We start from the raw sequence: 16,901 nt of genomic DNA, 5'->3' as shown, positions 1-16,901 counted from the left end.
GGAGTCACGGGCGAGATCGGTGATGCCGGGGAACACCGCACGGAACGCGTCGCCCGCCTTCTGGTCGACGGGGTAGTTGTCCTTGCCGCCCAGCCAGTAGTTCCAGATACGGGCCGAGTGCGGCACCGTCGTGTCGATCTTGGTGATCGCATCCGTCTCCGGGCCAAACGAGTCCTGTGCCACCGGGCGGCCTCCTCATGAGGAATCGGTTATATGCCAAAGGCATGGTGCCGCCCCGGCTCGGAACGGCACCACATCCCTTGGCTCATTGGCCGAGGAGCACTGCGTTCATTGGCTCACACGCACCACCTTCAGCTTCGGCGAGGACAGGATGTCCTTCTCGCAGAAGCGCGACGTCACCCATTTCTCGTCCGAGTACAGCCGCGTCTGGTCGCGGTAGTGGGGCGAGTCCGGGTTGGAGGACTGCGAGTACGTCAGCAGCGTCCGGGCCACCGGGCAGCGGCTGCCGTCCCAGCCGACCGCCTGGATGTGGCTGGAACCCGACGACACCTGCGCATAGCCGCCCGCGGCGGCGATCCACGGCGACTCGATCTTGTTCCAGACACCGAGCGATTCCGTGCCGCCGTGGATCGGTATGCGCCGGTCGCCGTGGACGGCGAACTGGTGGTCGCCGAGCTTCGCGTCCAGCGCGATGCCCGCGGCCCGCAGCTCCGCCACCGTGTCGGCGAGTGCCGTGGCGAAGCCCGGTGCGGAAGTGTCCAGCGTGTTCGGCGTGTTCACCGGGTCGGCCGCCGAGAACGGCACCTTCCACAGCCGGCCGTTCGGCACGGCGCGGATCAGCTTCCGCCAGAACCGGTCGTAGAGCAGCGCGCCCCGGCTGTCGGTGTCCACGGTCCGGTCCCACGCCTTGAGCACACCGCACGCCTCGGACACGTCGACTGCCTTGCCGTCACTGTCCGTCGCCGTACCTCCCGGCACCTCGGCACACGCCCGCGCCACGTCCTCGACGGCGAGATCGGCCGCGGGCACCCGGTTCGCGAACTGCTGCCCCTGCAGATCCCGTACGGTGAGCCCGCCGTTGTCGGCCATCGCCGCGACATCCTCGATCGCACCGCGCGTACGCATCGACCGCTGCGTCCCGATCGTGCCGAAGATTCGCTCATACCCCGTGAGCGGCTGGTCCGCGTTGGCCAGCCACGCGCTGTCGTTCGAGTTCTCCACGTACGGCGCGTCCTTGAGCGTCGGCATCTTCGCCGGGCCGAAGATCCCCGGCTGTACGGCGTCGGCGTCACTGCCGAGCGCGCAGTCACCGCGCGATCCGTCGAGGACGGCGAGCCCCGAAGAGGGGTACGTGGCCTTCCCCAGCGGTGTCGAGCAGCGTGCCGCCAACTCGTCGGTGATGCGGGGCACCACCTGCGACTGGGTGAAGAGGGTGTGCCCGGCGGAGTCGGCGGCCACGGTGTTCACCCAGGGCAGGCCCTGATACCGGGCGAGGGTCTTGAGCACGTCGGCGGTGCTGCGCGCCTTGGCGAAGCCCAGGGAGGTGTCGGCGAACCGTATGTTCGCCGCGTTGGGATCGGCCAGGGCGTACGCGGTGCCGGTCGTCCAGGGCAGTGGGAGGTCGGCGCCGAGGGAGGTGACGATCGGGCCGTAACGGGTCCACCACTGGGTGCGGGTGACCGGGCTGCCGTCCTTCACGGCGACGGTGACGGTCCGCTCCGTCATCCGCTCCGGCTTGCCGTCCACCAGATACGTCGTCGGGTCGGCCGGGTCCAGCGTCAGCTGGTGGACGTTCATGGGGACGCCGGTCGCGACGGTGTGGCTCCACGCCAGCTTCGCGTTGAACCCGATCTGCGTGATGGGCGAGCCGAGCAGCGCGCCGCCGGAGACGTTCAGCTCGCCGGGGATGGTCTGCTGGGCCTGCCAGAAGCGGCGGCCTCCGGCCCACGGGTAGTGCGGGTTGCCCAGCAGCAGACCGCGGCCGTTCGCCGTGGTGTCACCGCGGAAGGCGACCGCGTTCGAGCCCATGTCCGCGTCGGCGCCGAGCAGCTCGCTCGCGGCCCGGGCGGCGGCCTTGGGGTCGGGTGTCGGGTTGCTGTTGCCGGCGGAGGGAGGTTGCGCGGTCGTGATGGCATCCACGAGCCGCCCCTCGCCGCCCAGCACGGCCAGGGCGTATGTGCGGGAGAACACGTCGAGCGCCGTCACCGGCCGCACCCAGGCGGCCCCCGCGCACGCCGGGTCGGTGATCCGGTTCTGCTTCAGCCAGGCGTTGTACCCGGCCGCCCAGCCCCGAGCCAGTTCCTTCACCTCGCGGCTCGGCCCTCGGGGCGCCGGCCGGTCCAGCAGCCGTTCCACGGTGCCGGTGTCCCGGACGCCCTGGAAGTACAGGTCGCTCGTGAGGTTCTTCGTCGCCGAGGAGAGCGAGAAGTCGGGCACCGCGTCCGGCCCGAAGAAACGCGAGCGCTTGCCGCGCACGGTCACGAAACCGTCGGCGAGCACGCACACCTGGTCGGCGGCCTGCGCCCAACCGGTGCCGAACCCGAGGTTCGCGTAGTCCTTGGCGACGATGTGCGGAATGCCGTACTCCGTGTAGCGGATCACGGCGGACAGACCGCCGTGGGACGGACGTTGCCCACCGGCCCGCTCGCCACCGGCGGCGGTGGCGGAGGCCGAGGGCAGCACGGCCGAGGCGGTGAACAGGGCGACGGCCGAGACGACGAGCTGTCTCAGACGGATGCGCATGGTGCCTCCCGACATCATCAAGGGAAGGGGCGATTGAGCCTGTCAGTGCGTTTGTGCGTAGTCCATATGTGCGTTGATCTTCACTCGGGTTGACTCGTGCACCGGGGCTCGAAGTTGAGCCCTTTCCCGCCATGTGCACCGGATTCCGGCCATGGGGGTGGCGCGCTTGACCCCGCTCGCACGGCGGAACGAGGATCACGCGGGGCGGAACCGGTGAACGGCGGACGAAGGAGCGGCGGAACATGACGGCTGGACGCAGTGTGACGGTCGACGGAGTGCTGCGGCGCAGCGCCCGGCGGACCCCCGCCCGCGTCGCCCTCCACTACGGCGACCGCTCCTGGACGTACGCCGAGTTGGACGACGCCGTCTCCCGGGCCGCCCGCGCCCTGCGCGACACCGGCCTGAGGCCCGGCGACCGGGTCGGCGCCTACGGCCACAACTCGGACGCCTACCTGATCGCCTTCCTGGCCTCCGCCCGCGCAGGTCTGGTGCACGTCCCGGTCAACCAGAACCTCACCGGTGACGACCTGTCGTACATCCTCGACCAGTCCGCAGCACCCTCGTCCTCACCGACCCCGACCTCGCCGGAACCTCCCGAGGGCCTGCGCACCCTGCCCCTGCGGGACGCCGACGACTCACTGCTCGCCCGACTCGCCACCACGGAGCCGTACGACGGCGAGGAGCCCAAGGCCGAGGATCTCGTCCAGCTCCTCTACACCTCCGGCACGACCGCGCTTCCCAAGGGCGCGATGATGACGCACCGCGCACTGGTGCACGAATACCTCAGCGCGATCACCGCCCTCGACCTCTCGGCCGGTGACCGTCCCGTGCACTCCCTGCCGCTGTACCACTCGGCGCAGATGCATGTCTTCCTGGTGCCGTATCTCGCGGTCGGCGCCACGAACATCATCCTCGACGCACCCGACGGCGACCGGATCCTCGACCTCGTCGAGGCGGGCGACGCGGACAGCCTGTTCGCCCCGCCCACGGTGTGGATCGCCCTGTCCAACCGCCCCGACTTCGCCACCCGCGACCTCAGCGGCCTGCGCAAGGCGTACTACGGGGCGTCGATCATGCCGGTGCCCGTCCTGGAACGCCTCAAGGAGCGCCTGCCCAAGCTCGCCTTCCACAACTGCTTCGGCCAGAGCGAGATCGGCCCCCTGTCCATGGTCCTCGGACCCTACGAGCACAAGGGCCGCATGGACTCCTGCGGACGCCCCGTCATGTTCGTCGAGGCCAGGGTCGTCGACGAGAACGGTGAGGACGTGCCCGACGGCACCCCCGGCGAGATCGTCTACCAGTCCCCGCAACTCTGCGAGGGCTACTGGGAGAAGCCCGAGGAGACCGCCGAGGCCTTCCGCGACGGCTGGTTCCACTCCGGTGACCTCGCCGTACGCGACGCCGACGGCTTCTTCACCATCGTCGACCGCGTCAAGGACGTCATCAACTCCGGCGGCGTGCTCATCGCCTCCCGCCAGGTCGAGGACGCCCTCTACACCCACGACCGGGTCGCCGAGGTCGCCGTCATCGGCCTCCCGGACGAGAAGTGGATCGAGGCCGTGACCGCCGTGGTCGTCCCCCGAGGAGAAGTCACCGAAGCCGAACTCATCGCCCACGCCCGCGAGAACCTCGCCCACTTCAAGGCCCCGAAGAAGATCCTGTTCGTGGACGAACTCCCGCGCAACGCAAGCGGCAAGATCCTCAAGCGGGAGCTACGGGACCGCTTCGCACAGGCATGACCCCCACGGCGCCACGAACCCACGCCCCCGATCGTCCCCGGTGGCCGGAGGGGCCCCGGGGCATCGGTCAGTGGTCCGCCGCAGCCGCCACCGAGCGGGCCCAGCGGTAGTCCGCCTTGCCGCTGGGGGAGCGCTGGATGGTGTCGGTGAGGACCAGTTGGCGGGGGATCTTGTACCCGGCGAGGCGGGTGCGGCAGTGGGTCTGGATGTCCTCCAGGGTCGGACGGGGCGCGCCCTCGCGGAGCTGGACCACGGCCGCCACATGGTTGCCCCAGCGGGCGTCCGGCACCCCGGCGACCAGGGCGTCGTACACATCGGGGTGGGCCTTGAGGGCCTGCTCGACCTCCTCCGGGTAGACCTTCTCGCCCCCGGTGTTGATGCACTGCGACCCCCGGCCGAGGACCGTGACGACGCCCTCCTCGTCGACGGTCGCCATGTCGCCGAGGAGGACCCAGCGCTCGCCGTCCTTCTCGAAGAACGTCTCGGCGGTTTTCCGGGGGGCGTTGTAATAGCCGAGGGGGACGTGACCGCGCTGCGCGACCCGGCCCGGCACACCGACCGGCACCGGCTCGTACGTCGCCGGATCCACCACCCGCGTACGGGAGTTGACGCGGATCCGGAAACCCTGGCCCGCCCCGGAGTCCTCCGTCGCCGTGCCGTTGAAACCGGACTCCGACGAGCCGAAGTTGTTCAGCAGCATCGCGTTCGGCACCAGCTCCTGGAACTGCCGCCGCACCGTCTCCGACATGATCGCCCCGGACGACGACACACTGAACAGCGACGAACAGTCCGTGCCCTTCATCGGACCGCCGAGCGCGTCGATCAGCGGACGCAGCATCGCGTCGCCCACCAGCGACACACTGGTGACCTTCTCCTTCTCGATCGTCCGCAGGACCTCCTCCGGCACGAACTTGCGGTGGATCACGACCCGTTGGCCGAAGTTGAACCCGATGAACGCGGTCAGCGTGGACGTGCCGTGCATCAGCGGGGCGGTGGGGAAGAAGGTGATCCCGTCACCGCCGGCCGCGACCCGCTCGGCCAGCTCCTCCGGCGCCTTCACCGGCTCCCCGGTCGGGGCGCCGCCCCCCAACCCCGAGAAGAAGAGATCCTCCTGACGCCACATCACGCCCTTCGGCATGCCCGTGGTCCCACCGGTGTAGATGATGAACTGGTCGTCGCCCGAGCGTGCCGGGAAGCCCCGTTCGGCGGACGCGGAGGCCTCGGCCTCGCCGAAGTCCACGAGGGCCCGCGCGGGCGCGTCCGGACCACTGGGTCCGCCGGCGCCACTGGGTCCGTCCGACGCGTCGGGCACCTCGGGCGCGCCCGGCGCGGGGGTCCCCACCCGCACCAGATGCCGCAGCTTCTCCGTCCGCGGCAGCGCCCTCGCCACCCGCCCCGTGAACTCCGCGTCGAAGACCAGACCCACCAGATCGGCGTCCCGGTAGAGGTAGACCAACTCCTCTTCCACATACCGGTAGTTGACGTTGACCGGCACGATCCGCGCCTTGAGGCAGCCCAGCGCGGTCTGCAGATACTCGACCCCGTTGTAGAGGTGCAGCCCCACATGCTCCCCGGGGCGTATCCCGCTGTCGAGCAGATGGTGGCCGATCCGGTTCGCCGCCGCGTCCAACTCGGCGTAGGTGAGCCGGCGTTCCGCCCCCGTACCGGGGATGTCGAGATACGCGAGCGCCGCCCGGTCCGGGACCACGTCGACGACCGACTCGAACAGGTCGGCAAGGTTGTACTCCACCGTGCTCCTCCTGACCCCGGGCGTGGCCGGCTCACGGGCCCGGCCCTGTATGCCGGCCCGTGCGCCTGGTATCCGTCGGTTCGCCGGTCATCAGAGCAAAGGGCGCCGTGAGTGTGAAGGGTCCGCGCAGAAGAAATCTGACTGACTGTCAGAAAACTCTTGTACTGGCCCCGCGCCTACTGCAACCTGTTCTCGTTCCGGAGACTGGAGGAAGCCATGGCGGATACGGAACACCTCACCCTGCGGCGCGAAGGCGCCACCCTGGTGCTCACGCTCAACCGGCCCGAGGCAAAGAACGCGCTCTCGCTGCCGATGCTCGTCGGCCTCTACGACGGCTGGGTCGCGGCCGACGAGGACGACTCGATCCGCTCGGTCGTCTTCACCGGAGCCGGCGGTTCCTTCTGCGCCGGGATGGACCTCAAGGCGCTGGCCGGCGACAAGGGAATGGTGGGCCGGCAGTACCGGGACCGCCTCAAGGCCGACCCCGACCTGCACTGGAAGGCGATGCTCCGCCACCACCGGCCGCGCAAGCCGGTGATCGCCGCCGTCGAGGGGTACTGCGTCGCCGGTGGCACCGAGATGCTCCAGGGCACGGACATCCGCGTCGCCGGCGAGTCGGCCACGTTCGGTTTGTTCGAGGTGCGGCGCGGTCTCTTCCCGATCGGCGGTTCCACGGTCCGGCTCCAGCGGCAGATTCCGCGCACCCATGCGCTGGAGATGTTGCTCACCGGGCGGCCGTACACGGCGCGTGAGGCCGCCGGTATTGGGTTGATCGGGCATGTCGTTGCTGATGGCACGGCCCTGGACAAAGCTCTGGAGATCGCTGAGCAGGTCAATGCGTGTGGGCCACTCGCCGTGGAGGCCGTGAAGGCGTCCGTGTACGAGACCGCCGAGATGAGCGAGACGGATGGGTTGGCCGCCGAGCTCAAGCGGGGGTGGCCGATCTTCGACACGGATGACGCGAAGGAAGGGGCGCGTGCGTTCGCCGAGAAACGGCCACCTGTCTACAAGCGGGCGTAGGCGTTCTGCTGAGGTCGTGTTTCGGCTGCGGGCCGTCTGCGGCTGGTCGCGCAGTTCCCCGCGCCCCTTCAGGGCGCGTCCACGCGCCCTGAATTCGAAGGAGGCAAGCCTGATGTCCCCAGTCCTCAAAGCACCCCTCACCGTCGAGTTCCCCTTCACCCGGTCCCTCGGGCCCGTCCAGAGCGCCTTTCTCACCGGGCTGCGAGAGCGCGTGATCCTCGGCGTTCGTACGGGCGACGGCCGGGTCCTCGTCCCACCCGTCGAGTACGACCCCGTCACCGCCGAGGAGATCCGCGACCTCGTCGAGGTCGCGCCCACCGGCACCGTCACCACCTGGGCCTGGAACCACGCCCCACGCCGGGGGCAGCCGCTCGACACGCCCTTCGCCTGGGTGCTGGTCAAGCTGGACGGCGCCGACACCGCCCTCCTGCATGCCCTCGACGCCCCCGGCCCCGACGCCGTACGCACCGGTATGCGTGTCCGCGTCCGGTGGGCCGAGGAACGCTCCGGTGCCATCACGGACATCGCCTGCTTCGAGCCGTACGACGGAGAGCCGGCGGAACCGGCGGGCCACAGCGGTGAGTTCGACGACCAGGTGACCGGCATCGTCGCCTTCGCCCGGCTCGACTACACCTACTCGCCCGGCCGCGCCCAGACCGGATACATCAACGCCCTCGCCGACCGCCGTATCGTCGGCGAGCGCTGTCCGTCCTGCCGCAAGGTGTACGTCCCGCCTCGCGGCGCCTGCCCCACCTGCGGGGTGGCCACGGCCGAGCAGGTCGAGGTCGGGCCGCGGGGCACGGTCACGACCTTCTGCATCGTCAACATCAAGGCTGCGCATACGGCGAATCTCGACATCGAAGTGCCGTACGTCTACGCGCACATCGCCCTCGACGGCGCCGACCTCGCCCTGCACGGCCGTATCGCCGGGATCCCCTACGACGAGGTGCGGATGGGGCTGCGCGTCGAACCCGTGTGGACGGAGGGCGCCCGTCACCCCGACCACTACCGGCCCACCGGCGAGCCGGACGCCGAGTACGACACGTACAAGGAGTTGCTGTGAACCGGGAGATCGCCATCGTCGCCTTCGCGCAGACCGACCACCGCCGCACCACCGAGGAACTCTCCGAGGTGGAGATGCTCATGCCGGTGCTGCACGAGGTCCTGGAGCGGACCGGGCTGAAGACCTCCGACATCGACTTCACCTGCTCGGGGTCCAGCGACTACCTCGCGGGCCGCGCCTTCTCCTTCACCCTCGCCCTCGACGGCGTCGGCGCCTGGCCGCCGATTTCCGAGTCGCACGTCGAGATGGACGGGGCGTGGGCGCTGTACGAGGCGTGGGTGAAGCTCCAGACGGGGGACGCCGACACGGCGCTCGTCTACTCGTACGGCAAGTCCTCGCCCGGGCCGGTGCGGGACGTGCTGACCCGGCAGCTCGACCCGTACTACGTGGCGCCCCTGTGGCCCGACTCGGTCGCCCTCGCCGCCCTCCAGGCACAGGCACTTATCGACAAGGGTGAGACGGACGAGCCCTCGCTCGCCGCGATCGGGGCGCGGAGCCGTACGGCCGCCGCCGCCAACTACCACGCTCAGCTGCGGGGTTCGGTGCCGCAGGGGGAGTATGTCGTACGACCCCTGCGCACCGGCGACTGCCCGCCCATCGGCGACGGGGCCGCCGCCGTGGTGCTCGCGGCGGGTGAGCGGGCCCGGGAACTGTGCGCGCGGCCGGCCTGGGTCCGGGGCATCGACCACCGCGTCGAGGCGCACGGCATCGGCGTACGTGATCTGACCTCCTCGCCGTCCACCCGTCTCGCCGCCGAGCGCGCCGGGGTCTTCGAACGGCCTGTGGACACCGCCGAGTTGCACGCGCCGTTCAGCTCCCAGGAGGTGATCCTGCGCGAGGCGCTGCGGCTCGACGACAGCGTGGCCGTCAACCCGTCCGGCGGCGCCCTGGCAGCCAACCCGGTCATGGCCGCCGGGCTCCTCCGGATCGGCGAAGCCGCCGCGCGCATCCATCGGGGCGAGTCCGACCGGGCCCTCGCCCACGCCACCTCCGGGCCCTGTCTGCAACAGAACCTGGTCGCCGTACTCGAAGGGGATCCGCGATGAGCAAGGAGCCCGTGGCCGTCGTAGGCATCGGCCAGACCAAGCACGTCGCGGCCCGGCGGGACGTCTCGATCGCCGGGCTCGTCCGCGAGGCCGCGGGGCGTGCGCTGGCGGACGCCGAGTTGACGTGGGCCGACATCGAGGCCGTCGTCATCGGCAAGGCGCCCGACTTCTTCGAGGGCGTGATGATGCCCGAGTTGTACCTCGCCGACGCGCTCGGCGCGGTCGGCAAGCCGATGATGCGGGTGCACACGGCGGGCTCGGTCGGCGGCTCGACCGCGCTGGTCGCGGCCAGTCTCGTCGCGGCCCGCGTGCACGGCACCGTGCTGACCCTGGCCTTCGAGAAGCAGTCCGAGTCGAACGCGATGTGGGGCCTGTCCCTGCCGATCCCGTTCCAGCAGCCGTTGCTGGCCGGCGCCGGCGGCTTCTTCGCCCCGCACGTGCGGGCGTACATGCGGCGCAGCGGCGCCCCCGACACGGTGGGCTCCCTGGTGGCGTACAAGAACCGCCGCAACGCCCTCAAGAACCCGTACGCGCACCTTCACGAGCACGACATCACCCTGGAGAAGGTCCAGGCCTCGCCCATGCTGTGGGACCCGATCCGCTACTCGGAGACCTGCCCGTCCTCCGACGGGGCGGTGGCGATGGTCCTCACCGACCGCACGGGGGCGGCCAGGGCGCCCCGGCCGGTCGCGTGGATGCACGGCGGCGCCATGCGCAGCGAGCCGACGCTGTTCGCGGGGAAGGACTGTGTGTCACCGCGCGCGGGCCGGGACTGTGCGGCCGACGTGTACCGGCAGGCGGGCATCGCCGATCCGCGCCGTGAGATCGACGCGGTGGAGATGTATGTGCCGTTCTCCTGGTACGAGCCGATGTGGCTGGAAAACCTCGGTTTTGCCGCCGAGGGCGAGGGCTGGAAGCTCACCGAGTCCGGGGTCACGGAACTCGACGGGGATCTTCCCGTGGACATGTCCGGTGGGGTGCTGTCCACCAATCCCATCGGGGCCTCCGGCATGATCCGTTTCGCCGAGGCCGCGCTCCAGGTGCGTGGGCAGGCGGGAGAACACCAGGTGGAGGGCGCTCGACGGGTGCTCGGGCACGCCTACGGCGGGGGGTCGCAGTTCTTCGCCATGTGGCTGGTGGGCGCCGAGCCGCCCACCTCCTGAACCTCCTCCTCGCGTGGCCTGTCGGCGGCGGGAACCGATCGCTAGTCTGGCGGGCGGACGACGAACCGGGAGGAGCACGGACGTGGCCGAGAGCACCATGGAGCAGCGATCGCTCGACGGCTGGCACAAGCCGGCGGACCTGGACCTCAGCAACGCGGAGTGGAGGCCTGGCAGCCGAGGACGGGGAGACGTCCAGATAGCGTTTGTCGAAGGCTTCATCGCCATGCGCAACAGCGGCCGTCCTGAGTCCCCCTCGCTGATCTTCACCCCCGCCGAGTGGGGCGCCTTCGTGTCGGGGGCCAGGGACGGCGAGTTCGACCTGACCTGACCTGACCTGACCTGACCTGACCTGACCTGACCTGACCTGAGCGACCGCGAACGACCCGTCGGTGGACGACCCGAGCCGCCCACCGGCGGGGGCCGGCGCGGGGAGGGCCGAGTCGCCCACCGGTGGGGACCGGTCAGCGCAGGGTGACCTCGCGCGGCCCGTTGTACGGCGCCAGCGACAGTACGGTTCTCGGCGTCCGCAGCCCGTCATGGCCGGCGAACAGCTCGCGCGCCGTGGCGAACGGCACCTCGTCGCCGACCACCAGGGAGACCTCGTCGTACAACTCGCGGATGGGGTCGGTGAGTTCCTGGCCGGCCTCGATCTCCGTGCCCCAGATGTCCCACAGCAACGTCTCGACCTTGTTGAGCGCCGCGAGGTCGAGCCGGACGTTGCCCGCCACGAACCACTCCCCGTACAGCGGCCCCTCCTCCGGCGGGTGGAGACCGAAGGTCCGGGGGTCCGCCTCGCCCGCCCGGATGGCCCGCCACGCCTTGCCCGCGACGAGGAAACGGTCGTGGGGTATGTCCATCGGATCGAAGTCGATGCTCCAGGCCTCGACGATCAACGGCTCCATGAGCTGAGCGTCGGCGAACAGCCAGCCTCGGGCAGGGTCCCAGTACTCGGTGACCACGTGATCACAGTTGAACCCGTCGCTGCCGAAATACGTCGCGAAGCCGGACCGCAGCCGGGCGGGCACGCCCGCGTGGCGCAGCAGCGAGCAGTGCAGCAGCGAGAAGTCCCGGCACACGCCGACGAAGCGGTCCTCAGGCGTGCGACGCAGCGACAGCGGCGCGTCGTTCCGCTCGACCACGATCCGCAGGATGTCGTCGAGGTACCGCGTCTCCGCGTCGTTGTGCAGCCGGTCCGGCGGGGTGGCGTAGCCGAACGTCCCGCCCTCGCCCCGATGGATCATCAGATCCCGGGCGACACGGGCGAGTTCGGCCGGATCCCTCGGCAGGCCGGCGTAGAGCGGGGCGAGGTCCCCAGGGTCGGTGAAGGCGCTCTGCGTGGAGTAGAAGGCGGCGACGTCCGGTGCGAGACGCACGGGTGGCATGACTGAACCCCCAGAATGAATCGGTCACACGTTCGATTAGCGGGCCGGTTCACCTCAGTCTGCCAAAATTCACCAGTTTTGAGCACTTCGGCAACGGATCCGACCGATGCCACGCGGCTCGATGCCACGCGGCACTGTCTATGCCGCGGGTCCGGGGTCGTTGATGCGTCGTGGGTCTTGATCCGGAAGGCGACCGAGCCGCTCGGCGAGGGCACGGCTGTGCTCCGGCTGAGCCAGGACGGACATCGCCGCTTCTTGTCGGCGATGGAGTGCGTCGACGTCTTGACGCAACACGTGAAGGCGCGCGCGCATCCGCAACCGAGCCTGCCATGGGTGCCACAGCGCCCGGAGCAGGTGTTGCGTTGTCGCCTGCCGATATTCCTCACACCGCGTCATGAGTTCTTCGAGTGACTCACCCAGGACACCGCCCAGACGGAGATCGATCACTCTGATGACCTCGCATTGCAAGGCACGTTCCTCTCCGCCCCCGGCGAAGTCCAAGACCCTGCGGGGTATGCCGGCCGAGAGCGCGGCCACCACAAGATCTGAGATCGCTTCCCGCTGGGGTGGGCTCGGCGTCACGGCCGTCCTCCAGGACCGCCGTGACGCCAAAACGCGCCGTGGCAGGCGGTCGTGCCCCGATCAAGCGCCGCGATGGACTCTCCCTCCGGCTCGGCACGATGTCGCACACTCTGTCGCGCACCGCTGCGACGCGGAGGAGCTGTTGCATGACCGCTGCGCGCAGCTGCCGGCGTTCCTGGTTCATGGAGAGGTAGTTGGTCACCGCGGCGCCGACGACACCGCCGGCCGTGGTGTATGCCAAGTCCATCCATCCAGGCATGGAAGCCGCCTCACTGGGCCGGGAGCAGGCAGATCACTTCGCACCGAAACGGTCCGAGCGTAAGCGGGCTGCTGACCCCGGGGGAAGACCGGGATCACGTGAAGCACACAGTGTGGACCCGGCACGACTGCCGGACACCCGGCGGGCGCGGGCCCCCGGTCACAGCCACTCGTCAATGTGGGCCCACTCCTCTCGTAGAACCTGGTCTCCGGCCCGAGCCGGCGCCGGCCCTGGACGACACCGCGGAGGACGGCAGTAGCCGGGGCGGCGCCGCCCGGCGACAGCCTCACCGAGTCGGCCGCCGTCACGTACGGTCCGGAAGGCGTCCGTGTCAACGTCATCGCCCCCGGCAACACGCTGACCGAGATGATCCGCACCCGGCAAGCGCGGTCGCCCGGTCTCCGGGAGCGGCTCAAGGCGAACACACCTCCGCACCGCGCGGCCGACCCCGACGAAATCGCCCAGACCGCCGCCTGGCTCCTCGGCGCTCTGGCCGCCGCCGCGCCCCGTGCCCCCCTGCCCCGACAGCGCCTCATCGAGTCGGACACGGCCCCGTTTAATGGATGGCCGCGCGCCTATCATTAGCGCCATGGAGTACTCGATCAGCGCGGACGCGCGGCTCGTCCTGGATCTCGTCCTGACCGTCCGCCACGACGGAGACGGCGGCGTCGTCGACGATCTCGGCGAGCCCCACGGGCTGACCACCTGGGTCCGGGGCCATGCGGACGTGCTGCCCGGAGCCGTCGGGTTCACCGCCGGCGAGGTCGAGCTCACCGCCGTACGTGATCTCCGTGCGGCCGTGCGGTCCCTGTTCGCCCGTGCCGTCAGCCCCGAGGAGCCCAGCCCGGCCGACGCCACCCGGCTGCTGCCCGTCCCCGAAGCGCTGGCACGCCTCAACAGGGCCGCCGCCCTCGCTCCGACCGTCCCCGTCCTGTCCTGGGCCCCGGGCACCGAACCCGTCGTACGCCACGAACCCGCCACCGGCGACGACCGGCTCGCCGCCGCGCTCGCCCGCGCCGCCGTCGCCTTTCTCGCCGGCCCCGAACGGCAGCGGCTGCGCGCCTGCCACGCGCCGCGCTGTGTGCGCTACTTCCTCAAGGAGCACCCGCGCCAGGAGTGGTGCAAACCGTCCTGCGGCAACCGCGCCCGGGTCGCCCGCCACCACGAACGGCACAAGAAGATCGCGAGCTGACAGCCCGGGAGGCGCTGCCCATTCAGGCGGCCGTGGCCGTGTCGATCCATGGCTCCGCCGAGAGAGGGGGAGCGACCAGCCACAGACCACCGCACCCGAAAAACGACCTTCGCCCCTCCCGACGCTCCCTCGGCCCCACTACCGGACGGCACCCCGTACCATGGCGACATGTCCTTCCTCCGCCGCCGCAGCGCCACTCCTGCCGGGCCCGATTTCGACGTACTGGCCATGGACCCGGGCGACTGGCCGGGCAATCTCGGCGCCGGCCTGCTGCCCGCCCCCGACGGCAGTTGCCAGGGCGTCTTCCTGCGCTACGACCTGTACGGCGGTCGCGGCCCCGCGATGATCATCGGCAACCTCCCCGAGGGCTCCCCGGCGCGCGAGGTCGCCGACGGCGAGATCCCCTTCGAGGTGGCCCAGCTGCTGCTCGCGCTGGAGAACGAGGAGGACATCACCGTCGTCGGGTCCGAGGACATCCCGGTGATGCAGGGGGACAACCTCCTGATCGTCCGCCGCCTGAAGCTCTCCGAGTCGCGGATCTCCTGCGTCCAGTTCGACCGCAGCGACAACGTCCTGGTCACCATCGCCGCCTGGGACCGCCCCATCACCGACGACCTCTACGCACTGCTCAAGCCGCTCCCGGCGGAGCTGTTCCAGCAGGGCTGACATACGGAGACACGGCGAACGACAAGACGGCAGACAGGGCCGGGTCCCCACGGACCCGGCTCTGCTTCTCGCCCTCGGAACGCTCTCCTCCGGCTGTCGTTCTCAGACGGCAGGCAGCACCCGTACGTCCGCCGCCCTCACGAACGCCACCCGGTGGCCGAACTGGATCTCGTAGTAGAGGTCCTCGCCGATCACGACCTTGTGCCCGGTCGTGTCGAAGGTGACCGCGTAGTAGTACTCGCCCGGCACCCGGTCACCCGCGACATACCTCTGGCCCTCGAGGAGCTTGTACGGCAGCGGGGACACCGCCTGGGCGGGCACCCCCTGCGGGTACGCCGCCGCCTCCGGGTAGGCCCTGCCGTACACCGGGATCTCGGCGAGCCCCGGCTTCGGCGTCACGACCAGACCGGCCGCGCCGACCGCCGTCGGCTGTCGCTTCGGGTTCTGGAACCAGGCCTTCTGCCCCAGGTACCAGATCGCCGTCCAGTCACCGCGACGCTCGGCCACCGCGTACTGCTGACCGGTGGAGACACGTGAACCGAGGTCGTTCACGCCGGTCGTCGAGGCGCCGCCGTCGGGCCGCAGACCGATGTCCTTGATCAGCGGTGAGGTGACGTCGGGCGCGCTGTACAGGCGTACGGCGCTGGAACCGTGCACCGCGCAGGGCTGTCCCTGGGGCGCGCACCCCGTGAACTCCGGCCGGTTGGCGGCGTAGTCGGGCAGGATGGTGACCAGGCTGCTGTTCTGGCCGGAGGTCGCCCCGAAGGGCCTGCCCAGCAGTTCGAAGTAGTGCCGCCAGTCCCAGTACGGGCCGGGGTCGGTGTGCATCCCCGGGATCGTCGCCGTCGTCGGACCCGGCACGGTGTCATGGCCCAGGATGTGCTGACGGTCCAGCGGGATGCGGTACTTGGCGGCGAGGTACCGCACCAGCCGCGCCGACGTCCGGTACATCGCCTCCGTGTACCAGGCGTCCGGCGAGGCGAGGAAGCCCTCGTGCTCCAGCCCGATCGACTTGGCGTTGACGTACCAGTTGCCGGCGTGCCAGGCCACGTCCTTGTTCTTCACATGCTGGGCGATGTGCCCGTCCGTGGAGCGCAGCGAGTAGTGCCACGACACATAGGTCGGGTCCTGGACCAGCTTCAGGGTGGTGTCCCAGGTGGCCTCGGTGTCGTGGACGACGATGTACCTGATGCTCTGGGACTTCGGCCGGTCCGCAAGGTCGTGGTTGCCGTAGTCGTTGTCGCCGAACTCCTCGTACGGCGCCGGGATCCACTCGCAGGACACCGTCCTCGGGCACTCCGTACCGTCCACCGCCGCCGCCCGCAGCCCGGCTCGCGACAACTGCGCGGTGTCGGGCTTCAGCCCGGGCTCGGGGGCGAGCGCCACCCGCTGGCCGGCGTCCGTGACACGCCGGGCGCCGTCCCGGATCACCGCGAACACCTCGTTCGCGTACGTCGCCGCCGTCGCCCGGTCGTCGGCGCCGGAGAAGCGGGCCACCGCCCCGTACCAGTCCGCCGGATCGGCGCTCGGTTCCTCGCCCAGCTCCCGCTGCGCGGCGGCGAGCAGCGCGGCACCGCCCGCCACATTGGCCTCGGCGTCGGTGCGCAGCGTCTCCGCCGACAGGCCCGTCAGCTCGGCCGCCCTCGTCAACGTCCTTAGCCGGGCGGGGAGTTCGGAGTTCTCGGGGAGGTCCGCCTCGGGCACGAGAGGCGCCCGGGAGTCGTCGCCGCGGGCGTCCTCAGTGCCCTCGCTGTGGTGCGGGGCCTCGGCCAGGGCCGTCCGCGCGTCGGTGAGGTGCATCGGGCCGTAGCCGCCGGTGACACTCGGCGCACCACCGTGCGCGTCCCAACGGGACTGCAGATAGGAGACCCCGAGCAGCACACTGCGCGGTACGCCGTACTCGGCCGCCGCGTCGGCGAACGCGCCCTGCAGACGGTCCGAGGCGGAGCCGACCTCGGACCGGGCCTCGGGCGGGGCCGCGCCCAGCAGGGGCAACAGCAGCACGGCGGCCACCGCGGTCGTCCGTGCACGTCTGTGGTGCGGGGTGGGCCTGCGGTCGGTGGGGGATCCTCGCAAGGCGGCCTCCTGAAAACGGTGGGGCGTTGGCGGGGCGTGCGGGACCGATGCGCTCCAGTGCTATCGGTCGGCCGACGATCCGTCAATCATGCCCGGCGAAGGCAGTTTTCCTCGGTCTGACGTTTCGCGCCACGACGTCCCCTGTCGTGACGTCCCCTGTCGTGTCGTGTCGTGACGTCCCATGCCGTGGCATTCCGCACCATGACTTCGCCGGCCATGACGTTCCACACGATGGCTTCCCCCCCCCGCTCATGACGGAG

At 70.5% G+C, this 16,901-nt stretch carries 13 protein-coding genes and 1 pseudogene; 9 read left to right on the top strand and 5 right to left on the bottom strand.

What is annotated here, in order from left to right; translation table 11 throughout:
* Together STRIP9103_RS17205 and STRIP9103_RS17200 are read right to left on the bottom strand one after the other, a co-directional pair.
* On the bottom strand, positions 1-183 hold a 183-nt coding region (locus STRIP9103_RS17205; RefSeq protein ID WP_048820446.1), incomplete at its 3' end, for an SAM-dependent methyltransferase.
* A 105-nt stretch (positions 184-288) separates the two neighbouring features.
* Positions 289-2,703 (bottom strand): acylase, encoded by a 2,415-nt coding sequence (locus STRIP9103_RS17200; protein ID WP_009313531.1) that lies wholly within the window; start codon positions 2,701-2,703, stop codon positions 289-291.
* Positions 2,704-2,945: 242 nt separating this feature from the next.
* Here STRIP9103_RS17200 and STRIP9103_RS17195 point away from each other — a divergent pair, with 242 nt between their 5' ends.
* Positions 2,946-4,442, top strand: a complete 1,497-nt coding sequence (locus STRIP9103_RS17195; RefSeq protein WP_009313541.1) for an acyl-CoA synthetase — start codon at positions 2,946-2,948, stop codon at positions 4,440-4,442.
* A 67-nt stretch (positions 4,443-4,509) separates the two neighbouring features.
* Here STRIP9103_RS17195 and STRIP9103_RS17190 read toward each other — a convergent pair whose 3' ends face one another.
* On the bottom strand, positions 4,510-6,192 hold the full coding sequence (locus STRIP9103_RS17190) for an acyl-CoA synthetase (protein ID WP_009313538.1): 1,683 nt from the start codon (positions 6,190-6,192) through the stop codon (positions 4,510-4,512).
* Between the two features lie 216 nt (positions 6,193-6,408).
* Between STRIP9103_RS17190 and STRIP9103_RS17185 the strand changes: the two genes are divergently transcribed.
* From STRIP9103_RS17185 to STRIP9103_RS17165, 5 genes are all read left to right on the top strand, one after another.
* Positions 6,409-7,212: a crotonase/enoyl-CoA hydratase family protein gene (locus STRIP9103_RS17185; RefSeq protein WP_009313529.1), complete on the top strand. Its 804-nt coding sequence runs from the start codon at positions 6,409-6,411 to the stop codon at positions 7,210-7,212.
* Positions 7,213-7,324: 112 nt separating this feature from the next.
* Positions 7,325-8,275, top strand: coding sequence for a Zn-ribbon domain-containing OB-fold protein (locus STRIP9103_RS17180; protein WP_009313533.1), 951 nt, complete (start codon positions 7,325-7,327; stop codon positions 8,273-8,275).
* Positions 8,272-9,321, top strand: a complete 1,050-nt coding sequence (locus STRIP9103_RS17175) for a thiolase domain-containing protein (protein ID WP_009313539.1) — start codon at positions 8,272-8,274, stop codon at positions 9,319-9,321. Before STRIP9103_RS17180 ends, STRIP9103_RS17175 begins: the two co-directional genes overlap by 4 nt.
* Positions 9,318-10,484: a thiolase domain-containing protein gene (locus STRIP9103_RS17170; protein ID WP_048820445.1), complete on the top strand. Its 1,167-nt coding sequence runs from the start codon at positions 9,318-9,320 to the stop codon at positions 10,482-10,484. The genes STRIP9103_RS17175 and STRIP9103_RS17170 overlap by 4 nt, the downstream gene beginning before the upstream one ends.
* An 82-nt stretch (positions 10,485-10,566) precedes the next feature.
* A complete protein-coding gene (locus STRIP9103_RS17165) occupies positions 10,567-10,812 on the top strand; it encodes a DUF397 domain-containing protein (RefSeq protein WP_009313532.1) in 246 nt (81 codons plus the stop codon).
* A gap of 133 nt (positions 10,813-10,945) precedes the next feature.
* Here STRIP9103_RS17165 and STRIP9103_RS17160 read toward each other — a convergent pair whose 3' ends face one another.
* Positions 10,946-11,866, bottom strand: coding sequence for a transglutaminase-like domain-containing protein (locus STRIP9103_RS17160; protein ID WP_048820444.1), 921 nt, complete (start codon positions 11,864-11,866; stop codon positions 10,946-10,948).
* 1,120 nt (positions 11,867-12,986) lie between these two features.
* Here STRIP9103_RS17160 and STRIP9103_RS46565 point away from each other — a divergent pair.
* The 3 genes and pseudogenes from STRIP9103_RS46565 to STRIP9103_RS17145 all read left to right on the top strand — a co-directional run.
* A pseudogene (locus tag STRIP9103_RS46565) lies at positions 12,987-13,292 on the top strand (SDR family oxidoreductase); the annotation flags it as partial.
* Positions 13,293-13,296: 4 nt separating this feature from the next.
* Entirely contained in the window at positions 13,297-13,899 is a 603-nt protein-coding gene (locus STRIP9103_RS17150) for a CGNR zinc finger domain-containing protein (protein WP_009313534.1), read from the top strand.
* A gap of 168 nt (positions 13,900-14,067) precedes the next feature.
* Positions 14,068-14,565 carry a hypothetical protein gene (locus STRIP9103_RS17145; protein ID WP_009313542.1) on the top strand — a complete coding sequence of 166 codons (498 nt, stop codon included), beginning with the start codon at positions 14,068-14,070 and terminating at the stop codon, positions 14,563-14,565.
* Between the two features lie 102 nt (positions 14,566-14,667).
* On the opposite strand, the gene STRIP9103_RS17140 is transcribed toward STRIP9103_RS17145, so the two are convergent.
* On the bottom strand, positions 14,668-16,641 hold the full coding sequence (locus STRIP9103_RS17140) for an N-acetylmuramoyl-L-alanine amidase (RefSeq protein WP_009313535.1): 1,974 nt from the start codon (positions 16,639-16,641) through the stop codon (positions 14,668-14,670).
* Positions 16,642-16,901 lie beyond the last annotated feature (260 nt).

It is taken from the genome of Streptomyces ipomoeae 91-03, from assembly GCF_000317595.1.
In the GTDB taxonomy this organism is placed as follows: Bacteria; Actinomycetota; Actinomycetes; order Streptomycetales; family Streptomycetaceae; genus Streptomyces; species Streptomyces ipomoeae.
Note: the sequence above shows the minus strand (reverse complement) of the source record. Positions and strands in the feature narration are given on the sequence as shown.

Coding starts and splice junctions, on each gene's coding strand:
- STRIP9103_RS17185 (WP_009313529.1), top strand. CDS start 6,409: ATGGCGGATACGGAACACCTCACCCTGCGGCGCGAAGGCGCCACCCTG.
- STRIP9103_RS17200 (WP_009313531.1), bottom strand. CDS start 2,703: ATGCGCATCCGTCTGAGACAGCTCGTCGTCTCGGCCGTCGCCCTGTTC.
- STRIP9103_RS17145 (WP_009313542.1), top strand. CDS start 14,068: ATGTCCTTCCTCCGCCGCCGCAGCGCCACTCCTGCCGGGCCCGATTTC.
- STRIP9103_RS17160 (WP_048820444.1), bottom strand. CDS start 11,866: ATGCCACCCGTGCGTCTCGCACCGGACGTCGCCGCCTTCTACTCCACG.
- STRIP9103_RS17150 (WP_009313534.1), top strand. CDS start 13,297: ATGGAGTACTCGATCAGCGCGGACGCGCGGCTCGTCCTGGATCTCGTC.
- STRIP9103_RS17195 (WP_009313541.1), top strand. CDS start 2,946: ATGACGGCTGGACGCAGTGTGACGGTCGACGGAGTGCTGCGGCGCAGC.
- STRIP9103_RS17170 (WP_048820445.1), top strand. CDS start 9,318: ATGAGCAAGGAGCCCGTGGCCGTCGTAGGCATCGGCCAGACCAAGCAC.
- STRIP9103_RS17180 (WP_009313533.1), top strand. CDS start 7,325: ATGTCCCCAGTCCTCAAAGCACCCCTCACCGTCGAGTTCCCCTTCACC.